A 17269-nucleotide genomic window follows, 5' to 3' on the forward strand; every position below is an offset into this window, starting at 1 on the left:
AAGGATGCTGACGTGGTCAACCCTACCGGGACTCCTGGTCTCCTGCGACCGTCCGACCGGACGGTGCACGACCGCCGGCGACGGCCCCGAGCACGCCGTTGACGAAGCCGGCCGAGTCCTCGGTGGACAGCGACTGCGCGAGCTCCACCGCCTCGGCGATGGCGACGGCGTCGGGCACCTCCGGGTTGAACCGGAGCTCCCAGACGGCCATCCGCAGGATGCAGCGGTCGAGGACCGGCATCCGGGCGATCGACCAGCCCTGGGCGTGGTCGACGATGACGGAGTCGATCTCGTGACGGGCGTCGTCGACACCGGTGACGATCTGGCGGGCGTAGTCCCAGCTGGAGGCACGCTCCGGCTGGTCCAGGTGCCGGACCGTCTCGGTGGCGAGCACGTCCGCGATCGGCAGCTCGCGCACCTCGGCGACGTACAGCATGTCGAGGGCGCGCTTGCGGGCCTTCGAACGAGCACTCATACGGTCAGCGCCTAGGAGTTGACGCGGCCGAGGAAGCTGCCGTCGCGCGTGTCGATCTTCACCAGGGTGCCGCTCTCCAGGTACAGCGGGACCTGGATGCGGTGGCCGGTCGCGATGATGGTCGCGTCCTTGGTGCCGCCGGAGGAACGGTCACCCTGCAGGCCCGGCTCGGTCTCGACCTCGGTGACGATCGACGTCGGGAGCTCGACGTACAGCGGGTTGCCCTCGTTCATCGCGATGGTGACCATCGCGGACTCGAGCAGGTAGTTCTTGGCGTCGCCGACCACGGTCGCGGAGACCGGGATCTGGTCGTACGTGTCGGTGTCCATGAACACGTAGGAGTCGCCGTCCTCGTAGAGGAACTGGTAGTCACGACGGTCGACGACGGCGGTGTCGATCTTCGCGCCGGCGTTGAACGTGCGGTCGACGACCTTGCCGGAGACGACGTTCTTGAGCTTCGTGCGGACGAACGCGCCGCCTTTGCCCGGCTTGACGTGCTGGAACTCGACGACCGACCACAGCTGGCCGTCGATGATGAGAACGGCGCCGTTCTTGATGTCTGTGGTACTGGCCATGAGTCGTCGGTGTCCCGTTCGGTCGTGTTGTGAAGTGTCCTCGGGCCGCGGACGGCCCCGGACGAGTGTAGCGGACGCCCGCCCGGCAGCCGGAGCGGTGCGCGCGGCGGTCAGCGTCGCCGTCGGGCGAGCCAGGCGTCGATCGCCGCCCATCCGAGCAGCACCACCGCCGCTCCCCCGAGCAACCCGCCCGCGACCCCGGTGGACAGGGCCGCCGTCGGTCGTGCCGGCAACGACAGGTAGACGATCGCCAGGATCCCCGCCCCCGCACCGAGCAGCACGAGCAGGATGCGCCGGATCATCCCGGACACGAGCTGCCGGTCGCGGCTGTCCGCGAAGAGCCGGATGTTCACCGTGAACCGGCCGGTCTCGATCGCCTCGCCGATGCGGTCCACCCGGCGGGGCAGGCGACGGGCAGCCGACACGACGCCGAGCAGCTCCTTCGCCGCCAGGTCGCGGAGCTTGCCCGGCCGGAGCTGGTCGGTGATCTGCTCCCGGGCGAGTCCGCGGGACTCCTCGAGCAGGTCGAACGACGGTGCGAGCGTGCGGAGCGTCCCCTCGAAGATGGCCAGGGCGCGTGCCGCGGCGACGAAGTCCGGCGGCGGCTTCAGCCGGTAGCGCCCGAAGACCTCGACCGCGTCGTCCACGGTGTCGACGCCGATGCGCGCACCCGGGCCGAGCTCGTCCGCGACGAAGCGGGCGATGTCCCGACGGAAGTCGGGCTCGTCGTGCGCATCGCGCACGGGGGCCATCCGCAGGACCGCATCGGCGATCCGCGACGTGTCGTCCTGCAGGTACGCGGCCAACAGGTCCTGGACCGTGTCCCGGAGACCCGGGTCGAGCCTCCCGACCGATCCGAAGTCGATCAACGCGGGCCGCCCGTCGGGCAGCACCAGGACGTTCCCCGGGTGCAGGTCCGCGTGGTACAGGCCGTCGAAGACGACCTGGCGCAGGAAGGCGCGGAGGATGGCGCGCATCGGCGCGTCGAGGTCGCGCTCGGAACGCTCGGCGCGGATCGCGCTGAGCGTGTCGCCCTCCAGGAACTCCATCACGAGCACACGCCGGCCGGACAGGTCCGGGTAGGGGTCCGGGAACCGGACCTCGTCCGGACGCGCGCTGCGGGCCTGGGCCGCACGCAGCGCGGAGAGGTTCCGGAGCTCGGAGACGAAGTCGACCTGCCGGATCAGGTCGTCCGCGTACTGGCTGGCGATGTCCTGCACGCCGACCTGCCGCGCCTCGGTCGACCACCGGGCCATGAACCGGACGACCCGCAGTGCGATGTCCACGTCGCGGCGCACCGCTGCGTCGATCCCCGGCCGCTGCACCTTCACGGCGACCGCGGTGCCGTCGGGCAGCCGGGCGCGGTGCACCTGCGCGATGGACGCCGCTGCGACGGGCACCGGGTCGAAGGTCGCGAAGACCTGGTCGACCGGGGCGCCGAGCTCCTGCTCGAGGAGCGCACGGACCTCGTCCGCCGGTGCCGCCGTGACATTCCGCTGCAGGTGGGCGAGTCCCTCGGTCCACTCCTCGGGCAGCAGGTCGTCACGGGTGGAGAGCAGCTGGCCCATCTTCACGAATCCGCCACCCGCTTCCTCGAGCGCCCGGCGCAGGTGCTCGGCCTGGTCGCGCCGCAGCTCCGACGTTGCCGGGTCGTGCGAGAAGTCGAGACGACGGAACGGCACCAGGTGGTGGCGACGGGCGATCGAGAGGAGTTCGGTGAAGCGGCGACCACGGGAGCGCAGGGTGCCGGTGTCGGCATCGCGCGGGCCGGAGAGGTCGCTCAGTCGGGGTGGGGTGGGCACGTCCGCCAGTCTGCTCCCCGGTGCTGGGTCCGCAGCGTGCGGGTCGCCCGGTCCGTCGCGTCGCCCCATCCTCCTCCACAGCCTGGAGGCCCGGTGCGGCTTCCACAGGCCGGCGCGGGCCCGGCGCGGGGCGCGGTCCTGGAGCGAGACACTCGTGCCGTGGAGACAGCACTGACCGCGGCGTGCATCGCCGCCGGAGCGGCGATCGTCGCTGCCGTCGTCAGCTGGTTCGGGCCGTTCCAGAGTCGACGGACGTCCGATCGTGACCACGCCTGGCATCGGTTCACCTGGGCCGTCACGCAGCGGCCGGACATGAACACATACGACATCTCGACAACGGTGCTCCGAGACCTGGAGACCGTACCGTGGTGGTCGAAGGCCGATCGCCGACTCGCGAGCCGAGCGCTCCGCAGGCGAGCCAGCGCCGACCAGGCACATGACCACGACGAACGAAGGGCATCCGACTGATGTCGATCCTGCGACCGCTCCCCGACGCGCCCGACCTCGACGAGGACGACGACGTCCTCTTCGCCTGGGACCACGGCGCCACCGTCGACGAATGGCGGGAATCCCAGCGCACCGGCGTGGTCACCGTCTCGACGCGCGTCACCTGGTGGTGGCGCAGGATGCGACGGGTCCTGCGCTGACCGGCGTGGCTAGACGCCGACCTCCTGGTAGGCGGTGAAGAGCAGGTGGTCCTCGGGGCCCTCGAGCACGACGGGCTTGCCGACGCCGTCCAGGATGATGAACCGCAGCATGCCGGCACGGGCCTTCTTGTCACGACGCATGGTGGCGAGCAGCCCCTGCCAGCGCCCGACGCCGTACGAGGTCGGCAGGTCGAGCGACTCGAGGATCGCCCGGTGCCGGTCGACCGTGGCGTCGTCCAGGTGCCCGGTGAGTCGGGCGAGTTCGGCGGCGAACACCATGCCGACCGACACCGCTGCGCCGTGGCGCCACTGGTACCGCTCGGCGTGTTCGATCGCGTGCCCGAGGGTGTGCCCGTAGTTCAGGATCTCGCGTCGGCCCTGCTCCGTGAAGTCGGCCGAGACGACCTCGGCCTTGAGCGCGATGGCGAGCTCGACGACCCGGCGGAACTCCGGGGTCGTCGGGTCGGTGACCCGGTCGACGTCGGCCTCGATGATGTCCAGGATCTCGGGCACGGCGATGAACCCGGCCTTCACGATCTCGGCGAACCCGGTCAGGATCTCGTTGCGCGGCAGCGTGCGAGCGAGGTCGAGGTCCACGACGACGGCATGGGGCGCGTAGAAGGCGCCGACCAGGTTCTTGCCCTCGTTCGTGTTGATGCCCGTCTTGCCGCCGACGCTGGCGTCCACCATGCCGAGCACGCTGGTCGGGACGGCCACGTACGGCACACCGCGCAGCCAGGTCGCGGCGACGAAGCCGGCCAGGTCGGTGACGGCGCCGCCCCCGAGGCCGATCACCGCGTCGGTGCGGGTGAAGTCGGCCTGCCCCATGATCTGCCAGCAGAACGCCGCGACCTCGACGCGCTTGGCGCCCTCGGCGTCGGGGACCTCGGCGATCAGGGCTTCGAGCCCGGCCTCGACCAGCAGCGCCCGGAGCTCGTTCGCCCGGGCACCGAGCGTCGGCGAGTGCACGATGAGGACCTTGGCGACACGCGGGCCCAGGATCGCGGGCAGGGCGCCGAGCAGGTCCGTGCCGACGGCCACCGTGTAGCCGTCGTCACCGCCGACCCGGATCTCGGTGGTCCCGGCGGGCAGGGTCGACTCGGTCACGGTGCTCCTTCGGTGCTGGTGGTGCTGCTGGTCGTGCTGCCGGGCGCGGCGGTGGTGCCGGCGTCGCTGCGCAGCCACGTGACGACCTCGTCGACCACGCGGGACATCGGCCGGCGCGACGTGTCGACCACGACGTGCGCGAGTTCGTCGTAGGTGGCCGCCCGCTCGTCCATGATCGTCTGCCAGGCGTCGATCCCGCCGTTCGCCAGCAGGGGCCGGTCGGACCCGGCGATCCGGTCGGCGACGGCCTCGGGCGACACGGTGAGCAGGACGATGCGCGCGCCGCTCAGGGCCTGCCGCGTGTCCGCGTGGGTGACGGCTCCCCCGCCCACGGCGATGACGCCGCCGGTGGCCAGCGCCGCCCGGACCGCCTGGGCCTCGAGCGCGCGGAACGCCGGCTCGCCGCGGTCGGCGAAGATCCCGGGGATCGGCCCGTGCTCGCGCACGATGACCCGGTCGGTGTCCGTGAACGGGACGCCGAGGGCCTTCGCCACCCGCTTGCCGACGCTCGACTTGCCGGCGCCCATCGGGCCGATCACGACCACGGGCGCGTCGGCGCGTCGGACGTCGGTGCTCACAGGTCGGTCGACGTCGCCGACGGCTCGGTCCGGCGCGTGCGCAGGGTCTCCGGGATCGCCGCGAGGTAGGCGTCGAGGTTGCGCTTCGTCTCGACGACGTTGTCGCCGCCGAACTTCTCGAGCACCGCGTCGGCGAGCACCAGGGCCACCATCGCCTCGGCGACGACACCGGCAGCGGGCACCGCGCAGACGTCCGAGCGCTGGTGGTGCGCCGAGGCGTCTTCACCGGAGACGACATCAACCGTGTGCAGGGCGTGCGGGATGGTCGCGATCGGCTTCATCCCGGCGCGGACGCGCAGCACGGTGCCCGTGGACATCCCGCCCTCGGTCCCACCGGCGCGGTCGCTCGTGCGGTAGATCTCGCCGTCCTCGCGGTACAGCTCGTCGTGCGCGGCGGAGCCCCGGCGGCCGGCCGTCGCGAAGCCGTCACCGACCTCGACCCCCTTGATGGCCTGGATCCCCATGATCGCCGCGGCGAGGCGGGCATCGAGCCGGCGGTCCCAGTGCACGTGCGAGCCGAGGCCCGGCGGGACGCCGTAGAACAGCACCTCGACGACGCCGCCCAGGGTGTCGCCGTCCTTCTTCGCGGCCTCGACCTCGGTGACCATGCGTGCGGAGGTCTCGGCGTCGAAGCACCGCAGCTGGTCCTCGTCGAGGCGGTCCACGTCGTCGGGCAGCGGCAGGTCCGTGCCGTCGGGGACCCGGACGGTCCCGACCTGCAGGGTGTGTGCCACCGAGCGGATGCCGAGTTCGGCCAGGAACGACTTGGCGACGGCACCGAGCGCCACGCGTGCGGCGGTCTCGCGGGCGCTCGCACGCTCCAGGATCGGGCGCGCCTCGTCGAAGCCGTACTTCTGCATGCCGACCAGGTCAGCGTGGCCCGGTCGCGGTCGGGTGAGCGGCGCGCTCCGCCCGCGGGACATCTCGGTGGACTCGATCGGCTCGGGGTTCATGACCTCGACCCACTTCGGCCACTCGGTGTTGCCGATGCGGATCGCGATGGGGCTGCCGAGCGAGTAGCCGTGCCGGACGCCGCCGGACACGTGCAGCTCGTCCTGCTCGAACTTCATCCGCGAGCCACGGCCGTAGCCGAGCTTGCGGCGCGCGAGATCGGCACGGATGGACTCGAACGACACCGGGACACCCGCGGGCAGGCCCTCGAGCATGGCGATCAGTTCGGGTCCGTGGGACTCACCAGCAGTCAACCAACGAAGCATGCCGCAATCCTCCCACAGCGATCGTCCGTGCGACGTCGTCGCCTACTGGTAGTCGGGGTGCGCCCGCAGCCACGCCTGGAACTGCTCGACCGCCACCAGGTGCTGGTCGTAGGTGTCCGAGAAGACGGTCTTGCCCGACTCCAGGTCGACCGTCACGAAGTACAGCCACTTGCCCGGGGCCTCGTTCGTCACGGCCTTGATCGCGATGTCCCCGGGGTTGGAGATCGGTGCGGGCGGGAGCCCCTCGTGCACGTAGGTGTTGTACTCGTTCGAGCCGTCCGCACGCTCGGCGTCCGTGGTCGTCACGGTGTGCGTGTTGCCCGTGCCGTACGCGACCGTGGCGTCGGACTGCAGCTTCATGCCCTGGTCGAGGCGGTTCTGGAACACCCGGGCGACCTTGGGGTAGTCGGCTGCGAGACCGGCTTCCTTCTGCACCAGCGACGCGAAGACGATGGTGCGCTCCTGGTCGGCCTCCTTGACGCCGGCGGCGGACAGGTGCTCCTTCATGGTGTCGACCATCGACTTGAAGTACTGCTCGGCGGTCCAGCCCGGGTTGATCGGGTAGGTCGCGGGGAAGAGCCAGCCCTCGAGCGTCGTGACGCCGGACGGCAGGTCGTAGGCCGACAGGTCCTTCGCGGCCGCGTCGACCTGCTTCTCGGTCAGGCCGGCCTTCGAGACCATCCCGGCCTTGATGTCGGCGAGTGCCGTGCCCTCCGGGATGATGATCGACGCCTGGACGCGGTTGTCCTTGTCCTGCAGGGCCGCCAGCGCCGACTTCGAGCTCATCTGCTTCTTCAGCGCGTACGAACCGGGCTGGAACTGCACGTCCGGCGATGCCAGCAGGAGCTTGTAGAACACCTTCGAGTCCTTGACGACGCCGCTGCGCTGCAGCGTCGCGGCGACGTTCTCGCCGATGTCGCCCTGCTTGATCGTGATGGTCACCTTGGAGGTGCCGTTGCCCGTGTAGTCGTCGGGCTCCTGCGCGCCGCTGATCGCCGCGATGAGCTGCTGGATCTTCGGCGCGGCGAACGTGTACGCCCCGACGCCGGCAGCGAGCACGACCGCGACGATGACGAGCCCCGCGACGAGCGGTCCGCGCCGGCGCTTCGGCCGTGGCTCGCGCGGCGGCCTGGAGGCGCGTCCTCCGCCGCCTCGTCCCCCGCGTCCGCCGCCTCCCGCGGCACCACCGCCGCCGGTCGCGTCACCGTCGTCCGTCCCGTCGGCGCCGGACCCGCCGGCCGCGGCGGTCACCGCGGGCTCGGTCGGCAGCTCGCCGGTCAGCAGTGCGGCGACCTCGGGGTGCAGGTCTTCGGGGCGGGTGGCGATCGGTGCGTCGGCGGGGGACGCCGGGCGTTCGTCGCGTGCGGCTGCCGGGGCCTCGGTGGTCCGTTCGGCGGCCGGCGGCTCCTCGGTCGCTGCGACGCGGGCTCGTTCGGCTTCGAGGGCGCGGGCTTCGCGTCGGGACATCGGAGGCGCCGGCGGTGGGGTCACCTGACCAGCGTCGTCGCGGTCATCGGTGCCTGTCGTGCGGTCGGAAGTCGCCTTCCGCCGCTCGGCGTCGTTGCCGGGCGCGATGATCGCGTTCCAGTCCAGATCGTCTGCCAACGTCCTCGGTCTCTCGGTCGGGAACTCCACCTGGGCACCGTCGTCCTCACAGCTGACGACGAGAGCACCCATGTGCGGTACCGGGCAGCCCTGTCAGGGAAGCGTGGTGCCCGGAGGGGCACCGGCACTGCGCTCGTGGTCGAGCGCGTGTTGCAGAATGATAACAGCGGCTGCTTGGTCGATCACGGCCCGGGACTTCTTCGTGTTCTTGCCGGCCTGGTGCAGCCCTCGCTGGGCGGTCACGGTCGACAGTCGTTCGTCGACCAGGCGCACCGGCCGACGCGCCGCGATCCGAGCCGCGAACACGCGGGCGTCCTCGGTCGAGGCCGTGTCCCCACCCGACATCGACAGCGGCAGTCCGACGACGACCTCGAGCACGTCGTACTCGTCCGCGAGCTCCAGGATGCGCCGGAGGTCCTTCGAGTCGTCGCGACGGACGGTCTCGACCGGCGTCGCCAGCAGGCCGTCGCGGTCGCACACGGCGACCCCGATCCGGGCGCGTCCGACGTCCACGCCGAGCCGCCGCCCGGACCGGATGCCCACGGTCAGCCCGCGAGCCGTGCGGTCACGGCACGCAGCGCCGCGGGGAGCGCTGCTGCGTCCGTCCCACCGCCCTGCGCCAGGTCGGGCTTGCCGCCGCCGCCACCACCGAGCACGCCGGCGGCCTCCTTCGCGAGGGGGCCCGCCTGCACGCCCGCAGCACGGGCGGCGTCGTTCGTCGCGACGATCACGATCGGCTTGCCGCCCACGACGGCACCGAGCACGACGACGGCCGCGCCGTCACCGAGCTGGCCCCGGACGCCGGTGGCGAGCGAGCGCAGGTCGTCGCCGGACTGCAGGCCGTCGACCGTCTCGGCGACCACGGTGGTGGCACCGACGGTGGTGGCGTTCCGGGCGATGGCGGGCACGCGCTGCTGCAGGTTCGCCGACTCGTACTCGGCGAGCTTCTTCTGGGCGGACCGGAGGTCCTCCATCAGGTTCTGCACGCGGGCCGGCAGGTCGGCACGGGGAGCCTTGAGCGCGCTGGAGAGCTGCGACACGATCGTGCGCTCGACGGCGAGGTCGCGGAACCCCTCGAGCCCGACCAACGCCTCGACGCGGCGGTTCGTCGAACCGACGCTCGACTCCCCCACCAGGTTGACGAGTCCGATCTGCGCGCTCGAGGCGACGTGCGTGCCACCGCAGAGCTCGCGGGACCACGGGCCGCCGATGTCGACCATGCGGACCTCGGCGCCGTACTTCTCACCGAACAGGGCCTGCGCCCCGAGGGCCTTCGCCTCGTCGATGGGCAGGATGCGCGTGGAGACCTCGAGGTCGGTGCGGATCGCGGTGTTCACGACCTCCTCGATCTCGGAGCGCGTCTCGAGCGAGACCGGCTGCGACCACGAGAAGTCGAGGCGCATGTAGCCGGACTTGTTGTACGAACCGGCCTGCAGCGCCTCCGGCCCCAGGATGTCGCGGAGCGCCGCGTTCACCAGGTGCGTCGCGGAGTGTGCCTGGGTCGCGCCGCGGCGGTACTCCGCGTCGACGATGGTGCTCGCGGCGTCACCGACGCCGACCTCGCCGGAGCGGACCTGCACGGTGTGGCTCCACAGCCCGGAGACCGGTCGCTGGACGTCGAGGACCTCGAGGTCGAACCCGTTGCCGACGATCGAGCCCTGGTCGGCGTCCTGGCCGCCCGACTCGGCGTACAGCGACGTCTCGCCGAGGATGACCTCGGCGATGTCACCGGCGACCGCACGGTCGACGCTCACACCGCCGACGATGATGCCGAGCACGCGCGTCTCGGCCTCGAGCGCGTCGTAGCCGAGGAACGTCGTCTCGCCCTTGGCCCGGAACGCGCTGTACACGCTCAGGTCGGCGATCGCGGTCTTCTTGCTCTTCGCGTCAGCCTTCGCCCGGGCACGCTGCTCGGACATCAGGGTCTCGAACGCCGTGCGGTCGACGTGGACCCCGGCTTCCTCGGCCATCTCCATCGTCAGGTCGATGGGGAACCCGAAGGTGTCGTGCAGCAGGAACGCCGTGTCACCGCCGATCGACGGGGCGCCGTCCTGCTTCGCACGCTCGACGGCCACGTCGAGGATGGTCGTGCCCTGCGCCAGGGTGCGGAGGAAGGTCTCTTCTTCCGCGTAGGCGATACGGGAGATCCGGTCGTAGTCGGACGCCACCTCCGGGTACGCGTCGCGCATGGCGTCGCGGGACGCCGGGAAGAGCTCGGGGAACGTGGGCGCCTCGACACCGAGCAGGCGCATCGCGCGGACGGTGCGACGGAGCAGACGACGGAGGATGTACCCGCGGCCCTCGTTCGACGGGCTCACGCCGTCGGCGATGAGCATCAGCGAGGAACGGACGTGGTCGGCGATGACGCGCATCCGCACGTCGTCCTCGTGCACGGCGCCGTAGCGTCGGCCGGAGATCTCGGCTGCGCGGTCGAGCACCGGGCGCACCTGGTCGATCTCGTACATGTTGTCGACGCCCTGCTTGATGAAGGCGACGCGCTCGAGCCCCATACCGGTGTCGATGTTCTTGTTCGGCAGCTCGCCGGTGATCTCGAAGTCGTACTTCGACCGCACGTCGGCGATCTGGTACTGCATGAAGACGAGGTTCCAGATCTCCACGTAGCGGTCGTCGTCCGTCGCCGGGCCGCCGTCGATGCCGTACTCGGGGCCACGGTCGAAGAAGATCTCCGAGCAGGGACCCGCGGGTCCGGGCTGTCCGGTCGACCAGTAGTTGGTGTCCTTGCCGAGGCGCTGGATCCGCTCGTCGGGCAGCGACGAGTGCTGCTTCCAGAAGCCGATCGCCTCGTCGTCCTCTTCGTAGACGGTGACCCAGAGGTCGTCCGGCGAGAAGCCGAGTCCGCCGTCGGTCTCCGGGTTGGTCAGGAACTCCCAGGCGAACTGGATCGCCTGCTCCTTGAAGTAGTCGCCGAACGAGAAGTTGCCGTTCATCTGGAAGAACGTGCCGTGGCGCGGGGTCTTGCCGACCTCTTCGATGTCGTTCGTGCGGATGCACTTCTGCACGCTCGTCGCCCGCGGGAACGGCGCCGGGATGAGACCGGTCAGGTACGGGATGAACGGCACCATGCCGGCGACCGTGAAGAGGAGCGACGGGTCGTCGGAGACGAGGGACGCGGACGGGACGACGGTGTGGCCGCGGTCACCGAAGTACTGGAGCCAACGGCGGCGGATCTCTGCGGTCTGCATGGTGCTTCCTGGGTTCAGGTCGTGGGTGGAGGAGGGGCGAGGCTGCTCGGTCGGAGCGCTCAGACGTCGGTACGGAGCTCGGCCTCGCGCGACCGGTAGCCGTCCGCGACGGCACCCGTGAAGGCCTTCGTCTTGGCGTTCACCTCGGCGAAGAGCCGGGCGCCACCGGAGGTCTGGGCGACCCGGTGTGCGACGGCGAACCCGATGACGATGCCGACGGCGACGAAGAACAGCTGCTTCACGGTGCCTCTCCCTCTGTGCACCCGGGCGGTGCATGCCCGGACAAGCTTAGTCGCCGGGCACTTCCGCGCGTCCCCGTCCGCAAGACGCCGTCGTGTCGGCAGGTCGCCGCCGAAACCGGAGGCGTCTCGCGCACCCGGAGGCGCGTCGCCGAGACGACGGCGTGTTGCGAAGCGGAGGGCGGTGCCGGAACGCCGAACGGCGGGTCGCCCTCGAGAGGACGACCCGCCGTTCGGGTGTGATCAGTGGATCAGCGAGCTGCGTAGTACTCGACGACGAGCTGCACTTCACAGGTCACGGGGACCTCGGCGCGCTTCGGGCGACGCACGAGGCGGGCCTGGAGCTTCTCGATCTCGACCTCGAGGTAGCCCGGGACCTTCGGGAGGACTTCCTGGTGGCCACCGGCAGCGGCGACCTGGAAGGGCTCCATCGACTCGGACTTCGCCTTGACGTGGATCAGCTGGCCCTCCTTGACGCGGAAGGAGGGGCGGTCGACGAGCTTGCCGTCGACCAGGATGTGGCGGTGCACGATCAGCTGACGGGCCTGCGCGGTGGTGCGGGCGAAGCCGGCACGGACCACGAGGGCGTCGAGGCGCTGCTCGAGGAGCTCGACCAGGTTCTCACCGGTCAGGCCCTTCGTCTTGCGGGCCTCTTCGAAGACGATGCGGAGCTGCTTCTCGCGGATGCCGTACTGGGCGCGCAGACGCTGCTTCTCACGGAGGCGGACGGCGTAGTCGCTGTCCGCACGACGGCGCGTACGGCCGTGCTCACCGGGCCCGTAGGGGCGCTTCTCGAGGTAACGGGCGGCCTTCGGCGTCAGCGGGATGCCGAGTGCGCGCGACAGGCGGGTCTTGCTGCGGGTACGTGACTTGGTAGACACAGGGTCCTTTTCTCTGTTCGAACTGAATACTCACCGGAGGCCGGGCACGCGAGTGCCGGTGGCCCCGACGACGGGATCCAGAGGGATGAGCCTGTGGGATCGGACGGCTACAGTCCGAACCTCTGCCCCCGTACCACCGGAGTGGCACTCTGTCCTCGACGCAGCCGTGCTCGAGGACCAGGACGTAGGCCCGGCAATGCTAGCAGCATCGGGGCGAGCGCAGAAGCACCGACGCTAGTGGCCGCGTGTGATCTTCCGGAGTCGCTCGAGCCGCGGCCCGACCTCGCGCTCGTAGCCGTTGGCCGTCGGCGTGTAGTACTCGGTGCTCTCGAGGGCGTCCGGCAGGTACTGCTGCGCGGCGACCCCGTGCTCGGCGTCGTGGGAGTAGACGTACCCCTTGCCGTGCCCGAGGCGCTTCGCCCCGGCGTAGTGCGCGTCGCGCAGGTGCATCGGGACCGTGCCCATGCGCCCCGCCTTGACGTCGGCCATCGCCTGGTTGATGCCGTTGTAGGCGGCGTTCGACTTCGGCGCCGTCGCCAGGTACACGACGGCCTCGGCCAGCGGGATCCGCCCCTCGGGCATCCCGATGAGCTGCACGGCCTGGGCCGCGGCGACCGCGATGGGCAGCGCCTGCGGGTCGGCCATGCCGATGTCCTCGGACGCGGAGATGATGATCCGGCGCGCGATGAACCGGGAGTCCTCGCCGGCCTCGATCATCCGGGCGAGGTAGTGCAGGGCGGCGTCGACGTCGCTCCCCCGCACCGACTTGATGAACGCGCTGATGACGTCGTAGTGCTCGTCGCCCTGTCGGTCGTAGCGCAGCAGGGCCCGGTCGACCGCGGCCGCGACGGTGTCGGCGTCGACGACGGGCACGGTGTCGTCGTCCTCGTCCTGCGCGGCGGTGGCCGACGCCGCGGCGGCCTCGAGCGCGGTCAGGGCACGTCGAGCGTCGCCGGACGCGAGGCGGATGATCGCGCTGCGGGCTTCGTCACCGAGGACGACGGCACCGCCGAGCCCGCGGGGGTCCTCAACAGCGCGGTCGACGAGCATGCCGAGGTCGGGATCGGTGAGCGGTTTGAGCGTCAGGAGCAGCGAGCGGGACAGCAGGGGCGAGATGACCGAGAACGACGGGTTCTCGGTGGTGGCGGCGATCAGGATGACCCACCCGTTCTCGACGCCGGGCAGCAGGGCGTCCTGCTGGGCCTTGCTGAACCGGTGGATCTCGTCGAGGAACAGCACCGTGGTCGACCCGTACAGGTCGCGGTGGGTGAGGGCCTTCTCCATGACCTCGCGCACGTCCTTCACGCCGGCGGTCACGGCGGAGAGCTCGACGAACTCGCGACCGGACTGCCGTGCGATGGCCTGCGCCAGCGTGGTCTTGCCGGTACCGGGTGGGCCCCACAAGATCACGGAGACCCCGCCGGGGTTCTCACGCGTGCCGGTGGCGAGCTGCACCAGGGGCGAACCCCGGCCGAGCAGGTGCTGCTGACCGGCGACCTCGTCGAGGCTGGTGGGGCGCATCCGGACGGCGAGCGGGACGGAACCCTGCGCGAGACCGGCGCGACCACCCGTGGTGGGCGCGTGCATTCCCGAACGATCCGCTGCCATCCTGCAATCGTAGGCCGGTCCACCGACGCAGGCCGCGCCTCCCGCCAGGTGGTGGTGGTGACCGTTCGGCTACGCTCGTTGCACACTGCGACGAGAGGGCAGACCAGCACCGTGGCACCGAAGAACCCAGCGCGTGACAACCGAGAGGCGCGCGAGCGCCTCCGCCTCTACCAGGCCCGCCAGGGCCTCCACGAGCGGCAGCGACGCCGCCGCGTGCGGGACAACCTGATCGGTGCCGGTGCCCTCGTCCTCGTCGCGGCCCTCGCCACCGGGTCGCAGCTCGCCTTCGCTGGGTCGCGGGGGTCGGACGCCCCGGCCCCGAGCGCCTCCGCGTCGTCAACGGCCACGCCGTCGGCCAGCGCCACGGCCGGCAACACCGGCGACGTGCCGAGCAAGTCGATCGCGAAGGGCGCGACCTGGACCGGCACGCTCACGCTCAACAAGAGCATCGACCTCGGCATCGAGCTGGACGGTGCGAAGGCCCCGCAGGCCGCGAGTGCCGAGATCTCGTTGATCCGTGAACAGTTCTACAACGGCACCACCTGCCACCGGCTCGCCGACAGCGACGGCCTGAAGTTCCTGCAGTGCGGCTCCGCGAACGGCGACGGCACCGGCGACGCCGGCTTCGAGTACGGCCCGCTCGAGAACGTGCCGGAGGACGGCGTCTACGAGAAGGGCACGATCGCGATCGCACGGTCGGACTCCCCGTACTCGCAGTCGACGCAGTTCTTCATCGTCTACGGGGACACCACGCTCGACAGCTCGACGGGCGGCTACACGGTCGTCGGCAAGGTCACGAGCGGGCTGTCCGAGCTCGAGTCGAAGATCGCCGCGAAGGGCATCGCGTCGCCCGGCAGCGACGGCACCGGCGAGCCGAAGGTGGCGACGAAGATCACCGACGCGACCATCGCGGAGCAGAAGTAGTCCACAACCCGTCGCACCGGTCGGGCGGCGGAGCCCGTCCGTGCAATAGGCTGACGACCTGACCGTGCCGACGGTGACGTCGGCGATGCACGACCACGATCGAGGCGAGACCTGTGGGATCTGACGAAGCAACGACCTGGGGGCGGGTCGACGAGAACGGGACCGTGTACGTCCGGTACGAAGAGACCGAACGTGCTGTCGGTGAGTACCCGGACGCCACCCCCGAAGAAGCCCTCGCCTACTTCGCGCGGAAGTACGCCGACCTCGAGGGGCAGGTGAAGATCGCCGAGCAGCGCGTCCAGCGCGGTGCGTCGGCGAACGACGTCGCCCGGACGGTCGAGCACCTGACCGCCTTGGTCGCCGACGCCCGCGTGGTGGGTGACATCAAGTCACTCGAGACCCGCGTGGGCGCGCTCACCGAGCAGCTCGGCTCGCTCACCAAGGAGCAGGCGGAACAGGCGCAGCAGGCACTGCAGGACGCCCTGGCGCACCGCACCGCCCTGGTCGAGGAAGCCGAGGCACTCGCCGCGGTGGACCCCGCACGCGCGCAGTGGAAGCAGATCACGGCGCAGCTCGACGACGTGTTCGCGCGCTGGCAGCAGCACCAGCACGACGGGCCGCGGATCCCCAAGAACGAGGCCAACGACCTCTGGAAGCGGTTCCGCGCAGCGCGGTCCACCGTCGACCAGCACCGTCGTGCGTTCTACTCCGAGCTGGACGCACAGCACCGTGACGCCCGGACTCGCAAGCAGGAGCTCGTGGCGCAGGCCGAGGCCCTCGCACCCCGCGGCTCCGATGCGATCCCGGACTACCGCCAGCTCCTCGACGACTGGAAGAACGCCGGACGTGCCGGCAAGCGCCACGACGACGCACTCTGGGCACGCTTCAAGGCCGCCGGAGACGTGCTGTTCGAGCAGCGCCACGCCGAGAGCGCAGCCGAGAACGAAGAGTTCTCCGCCAACCTCGAGGCGAAGCAGGCCCTGCTGACCGAGGCCGAGCCGCTCCTGCAGGCGACCGACCGTGTCGCGGCGCGCAAGACCCTCACCGGCATCCAGCGCCGCTGGGACGAGATCGGCAAGGTCCCCCGCGGCGACGTCCGTCGGGTCGAGGACCGCCTGCGTGCGATCGAGGACCACGTCCGTGGGCTCGAGGACGCGCACTGGAAGGAATCGAACCCGGAGCGCAAGGCCCGTCAGAACGGCCTCGCGAGCCAGCTGGAAGACGCGATCGGCAAGCTCCAGTCCGAGCTCGCCGCGGCGCAGGCCACCGGTGACGCCCGGAAGATCAAGGACGCGCAGGAAGCCCTCGACGCCCGCAAGATCTGGCTCGACGCCCTGGGCGGCTGAGCTTCCGCCCCGACGAACGACGCCCCCGTGACCGATCGGTCACGGGGGCGTCGTCGTACGGGGGCGTCGTCGTACGGGGGAACAAGTGTGCTCAGCAGGTCAGACCGGCGCGGGCAGTCCGAGCAGCAGTCGGATGTCGAGGTCGTCCTGCCGCATCTGCGCGGCGAGCTCGTCCATCGACGAGAACTTCACCATGCCGCGCACGTACGACACGAACAGCACCGAGATCCGATCGCCGTACAGGTCGATGTCGACGTCGAGCAGGTGCGCCTCGATCTGCTTCGCCGGCACGCCCTCGAACGTCGGGTTGTTGCCGACCGACACCGCTGCCGGGTACACGGTGCCCTCGTGCAGCACCCGGGCGGCGTAGACGCCGTCGGCGGGGACGAAGCCCTCGCACGCAGGGTCGAGGTTCGCGGTGGGGTACCCCATCGCACGGCCGCGCTGGTTGCCGTGCACGACGACGCTCCGCACGGCGTGCTCCCGCCCGAGGAGTCGAGCGGCCTCGGCCACGCGGCCCTGGCCCAGGAGCTCCCGGATCCAGGTGGAGGACACCCGGCGCTCACCGTCGGGTCGGACGTCGTCGATGAGGTCCACGTCGTCGATGAGCTCGACGGTGAAGCCGTGCTGCTCCCCCAGGGTCCGCAGCAGCGCGACGTCACCGGCGCCCCTCGCACCGAAGCGGAAGTCGCTGCCGACGAAGACGAGCCGGGCGTGCAGGGTGTCGACGAGGATCTCGGACACGAACGCCTCGGGCGACTTCGACTGCAGTTCCTGGTCGAACCGGAGCAGCAGGGTGGCGTCGACCCCGGCGTCCTCGAGCAGTTCGCGGCGCTGCGCGGTGCTCGTCAGGGCCGGCGGGACGTGCGGCGGGTCGATGACGTTGAGCGGGTGGCGGTCGAACGTGACCACGGTGGCCACGAGGTCGTGCTCGCGGGCGGCACGCTCGAGGTGCGCGATGACGGCTCGGTGCCCGACGTGCACGCCGTCGAACTTGCCGATGGTGACGGCGCTCGGGCCGAACCCGTCCGCCACGTCGGCGGTGTCCTCGTAGAACTGCAC

17 protein-coding genes are annotated in these 17269 nt (G+C 70.9%); 4 read left to right on the forward strand and 13 right to left on the reverse strand.

Annotation, left to right across the window (positions count from 1 at the left end; translation table 11 throughout):
* Positions 1-22 precede the first annotated feature (22 nt).
* From nusB to DEJ11_RS10260, 3 genes are all read right to left on the reverse strand, one after another.
* Complete coding sequence (nusB, locus tag DEJ11_RS10250) at positions 23-475, reverse strand: transcription antitermination factor NusB (protein WP_027465744.1); 453 nt, start codon at positions 473-475, stop codon at positions 23-25.
* 11 nt (positions 476-486) lie between these two features.
* Positions 487-1050: an elongation factor P gene (gene efp / locus DEJ11_RS10255; RefSeq protein ID WP_017887175.1), complete on the reverse strand. Its 564-nt coding sequence runs from the start codon at positions 1048-1050 to the stop codon at positions 487-489.
* A gap of 110 nt (positions 1051-1160) precedes the next feature.
* Positions 1161-2852 (reverse strand): ABC1 kinase family protein, encoded by a 1692-nt coding sequence (locus tag DEJ11_RS10260; protein ID WP_181440790.1) that lies wholly within the window; start codon positions 2850-2852, stop codon positions 1161-1163.
* A gap of 159 nt (positions 2853-3011) precedes the next feature.
* On the opposite strand from DEJ11_RS10260, the gene DEJ11_RS10265 reads away from it, so the two are divergent.
* Positions 3012-3320, forward strand: coding sequence for a hypothetical protein (locus DEJ11_RS10265; RefSeq protein ID WP_181440791.1), 309 nt, complete (start codon positions 3012-3014; stop codon positions 3318-3320).
* The gene (locus DEJ11_RS10270) at positions 3320-3499 is read left to right on the forward strand and encodes a hypothetical protein (protein ID WP_110864577.1); all 180 of its coding nucleotides are present in this window, start codon (positions 3320-3322) and stop codon (positions 3497-3499) included. Before DEJ11_RS10265 ends, DEJ11_RS10270 begins: the two co-directional genes overlap by 1 nt.
* 9 nt (positions 3500-3508) lie before the next feature.
* Here DEJ11_RS10270 and aroB read toward each other — a convergent pair whose 3' ends face one another.
* From aroB to DEJ11_RS10315, 9 genes are all read right to left on the reverse strand, one after another.
* Positions 3509-4606, reverse strand: a complete 1098-nt coding sequence (gene aroB, locus DEJ11_RS10275) for a 3-dehydroquinate synthase (RefSeq protein ID WP_111103059.1) — start codon at positions 4604-4606, stop codon at positions 3509-3511.
* Positions 4603-5184 carry a shikimate kinase gene (locus DEJ11_RS10280; RefSeq protein WP_111103061.1) on the reverse strand — a complete coding sequence of 194 codons (582 nt, stop codon included), beginning with the start codon at positions 5182-5184 and terminating at the stop codon, positions 4603-4605. Before DEJ11_RS10280 ends, aroB begins: the two co-directional genes overlap by 4 nt.
* Positions 5181-6401, reverse strand: a complete 1221-nt coding sequence (gene aroC, locus DEJ11_RS10285; protein ID WP_110858979.1) for a chorismate synthase — start codon at positions 6399-6401, stop codon at positions 5181-5183. The genes DEJ11_RS10280 and aroC overlap by 4 nt, the downstream gene beginning before the upstream one ends.
* 42 nt (positions 6402-6443) lie before the next feature.
* Positions 6444-8006 carry an endolytic transglycosylase MltG gene (gene mltG, locus DEJ11_RS10290; RefSeq protein WP_146250028.1) on the reverse strand — a complete coding sequence of 521 codons (1563 nt, stop codon included), beginning with the start codon at positions 8004-8006 and terminating at the stop codon, positions 6444-6446.
* 93 nt (positions 8007-8099) lie between these two features.
* Positions 8100-8543, reverse strand: a complete 444-nt coding sequence (gene ruvX / locus DEJ11_RS10295; RefSeq protein WP_171907752.1) for a Holliday junction resolvase RuvX — start codon at positions 8541-8543, stop codon at positions 8100-8102.
* Positions 8544-8551: 8 nt separating this feature from the next.
* Positions 8552-11209 carry an alanine--tRNA ligase gene (gene alaS, locus DEJ11_RS10300; protein WP_111103064.1) on the reverse strand — a complete coding sequence of 886 codons (2658 nt, stop codon included), beginning with the start codon at positions 11207-11209 and terminating at the stop codon, positions 8552-8554.
* Between the two features lie 59 nt (positions 11210-11268).
* Entirely contained in the window at positions 11269-11451 is a 183-nt protein-coding gene (locus tag DEJ11_RS10305) for a hypothetical protein (RefSeq protein ID WP_027465751.1), read from the reverse strand.
* Between the two features lie 248 nt (positions 11452-11699).
* The gene (gene rpsD, locus DEJ11_RS10310) at positions 11700-12329 is read right to left on the reverse strand and encodes a 30S ribosomal protein S4 (RefSeq protein ID WP_017887166.1); all 630 of its coding nucleotides are present in this window, start codon (positions 12327-12329) and stop codon (positions 11700-11702) included.
* A 234-nt stretch (positions 12330-12563) separates the two neighbouring features.
* Entirely contained in the window at positions 12564-13916 is a 1353-nt protein-coding gene (locus tag DEJ11_RS10315) for a replication-associated recombination protein A (RefSeq protein WP_111103066.1), read from the reverse strand.
* Positions 13917-14048: 132 nt separating this feature from the next.
* On the opposite strand from DEJ11_RS10315, the gene DEJ11_RS10320 reads away from it, so the two are divergent.
* Entirely contained in the window at positions 14049-14861 is an 813-nt protein-coding gene (locus tag DEJ11_RS10320; RefSeq protein WP_111103068.1) for a peptidylprolyl isomerase, read from the forward strand.
* 113 nt (positions 14862-14974) lie between these two features.
* Positions 14975-16207 (forward strand): DUF349 domain-containing protein, encoded by a 1233-nt coding sequence (locus DEJ11_RS10325; protein ID WP_173034022.1) that lies wholly within the window; start codon positions 14975-14977, stop codon positions 16205-16207.
* Between the two features lie 99 nt (positions 16208-16306).
* On the opposite strand, the gene DEJ11_RS10330 is transcribed toward DEJ11_RS10325, so the two are convergent.
* A complete protein-coding gene (locus tag DEJ11_RS10330) occupies positions 16307-17269 on the reverse strand; it encodes a bifunctional riboflavin kinase/FAD synthetase (protein WP_111103069.1) in 963 nt (320 codons plus the stop codon).

Source organism: Curtobacterium sp. MCLR17_058 (assembly GCF_003234705.2).
Classification (GTDB): domain Bacteria; phylum Actinomycetota; class Actinomycetes; order Actinomycetales; family Microbacteriaceae; genus Curtobacterium; species Curtobacterium flaccumfaciens.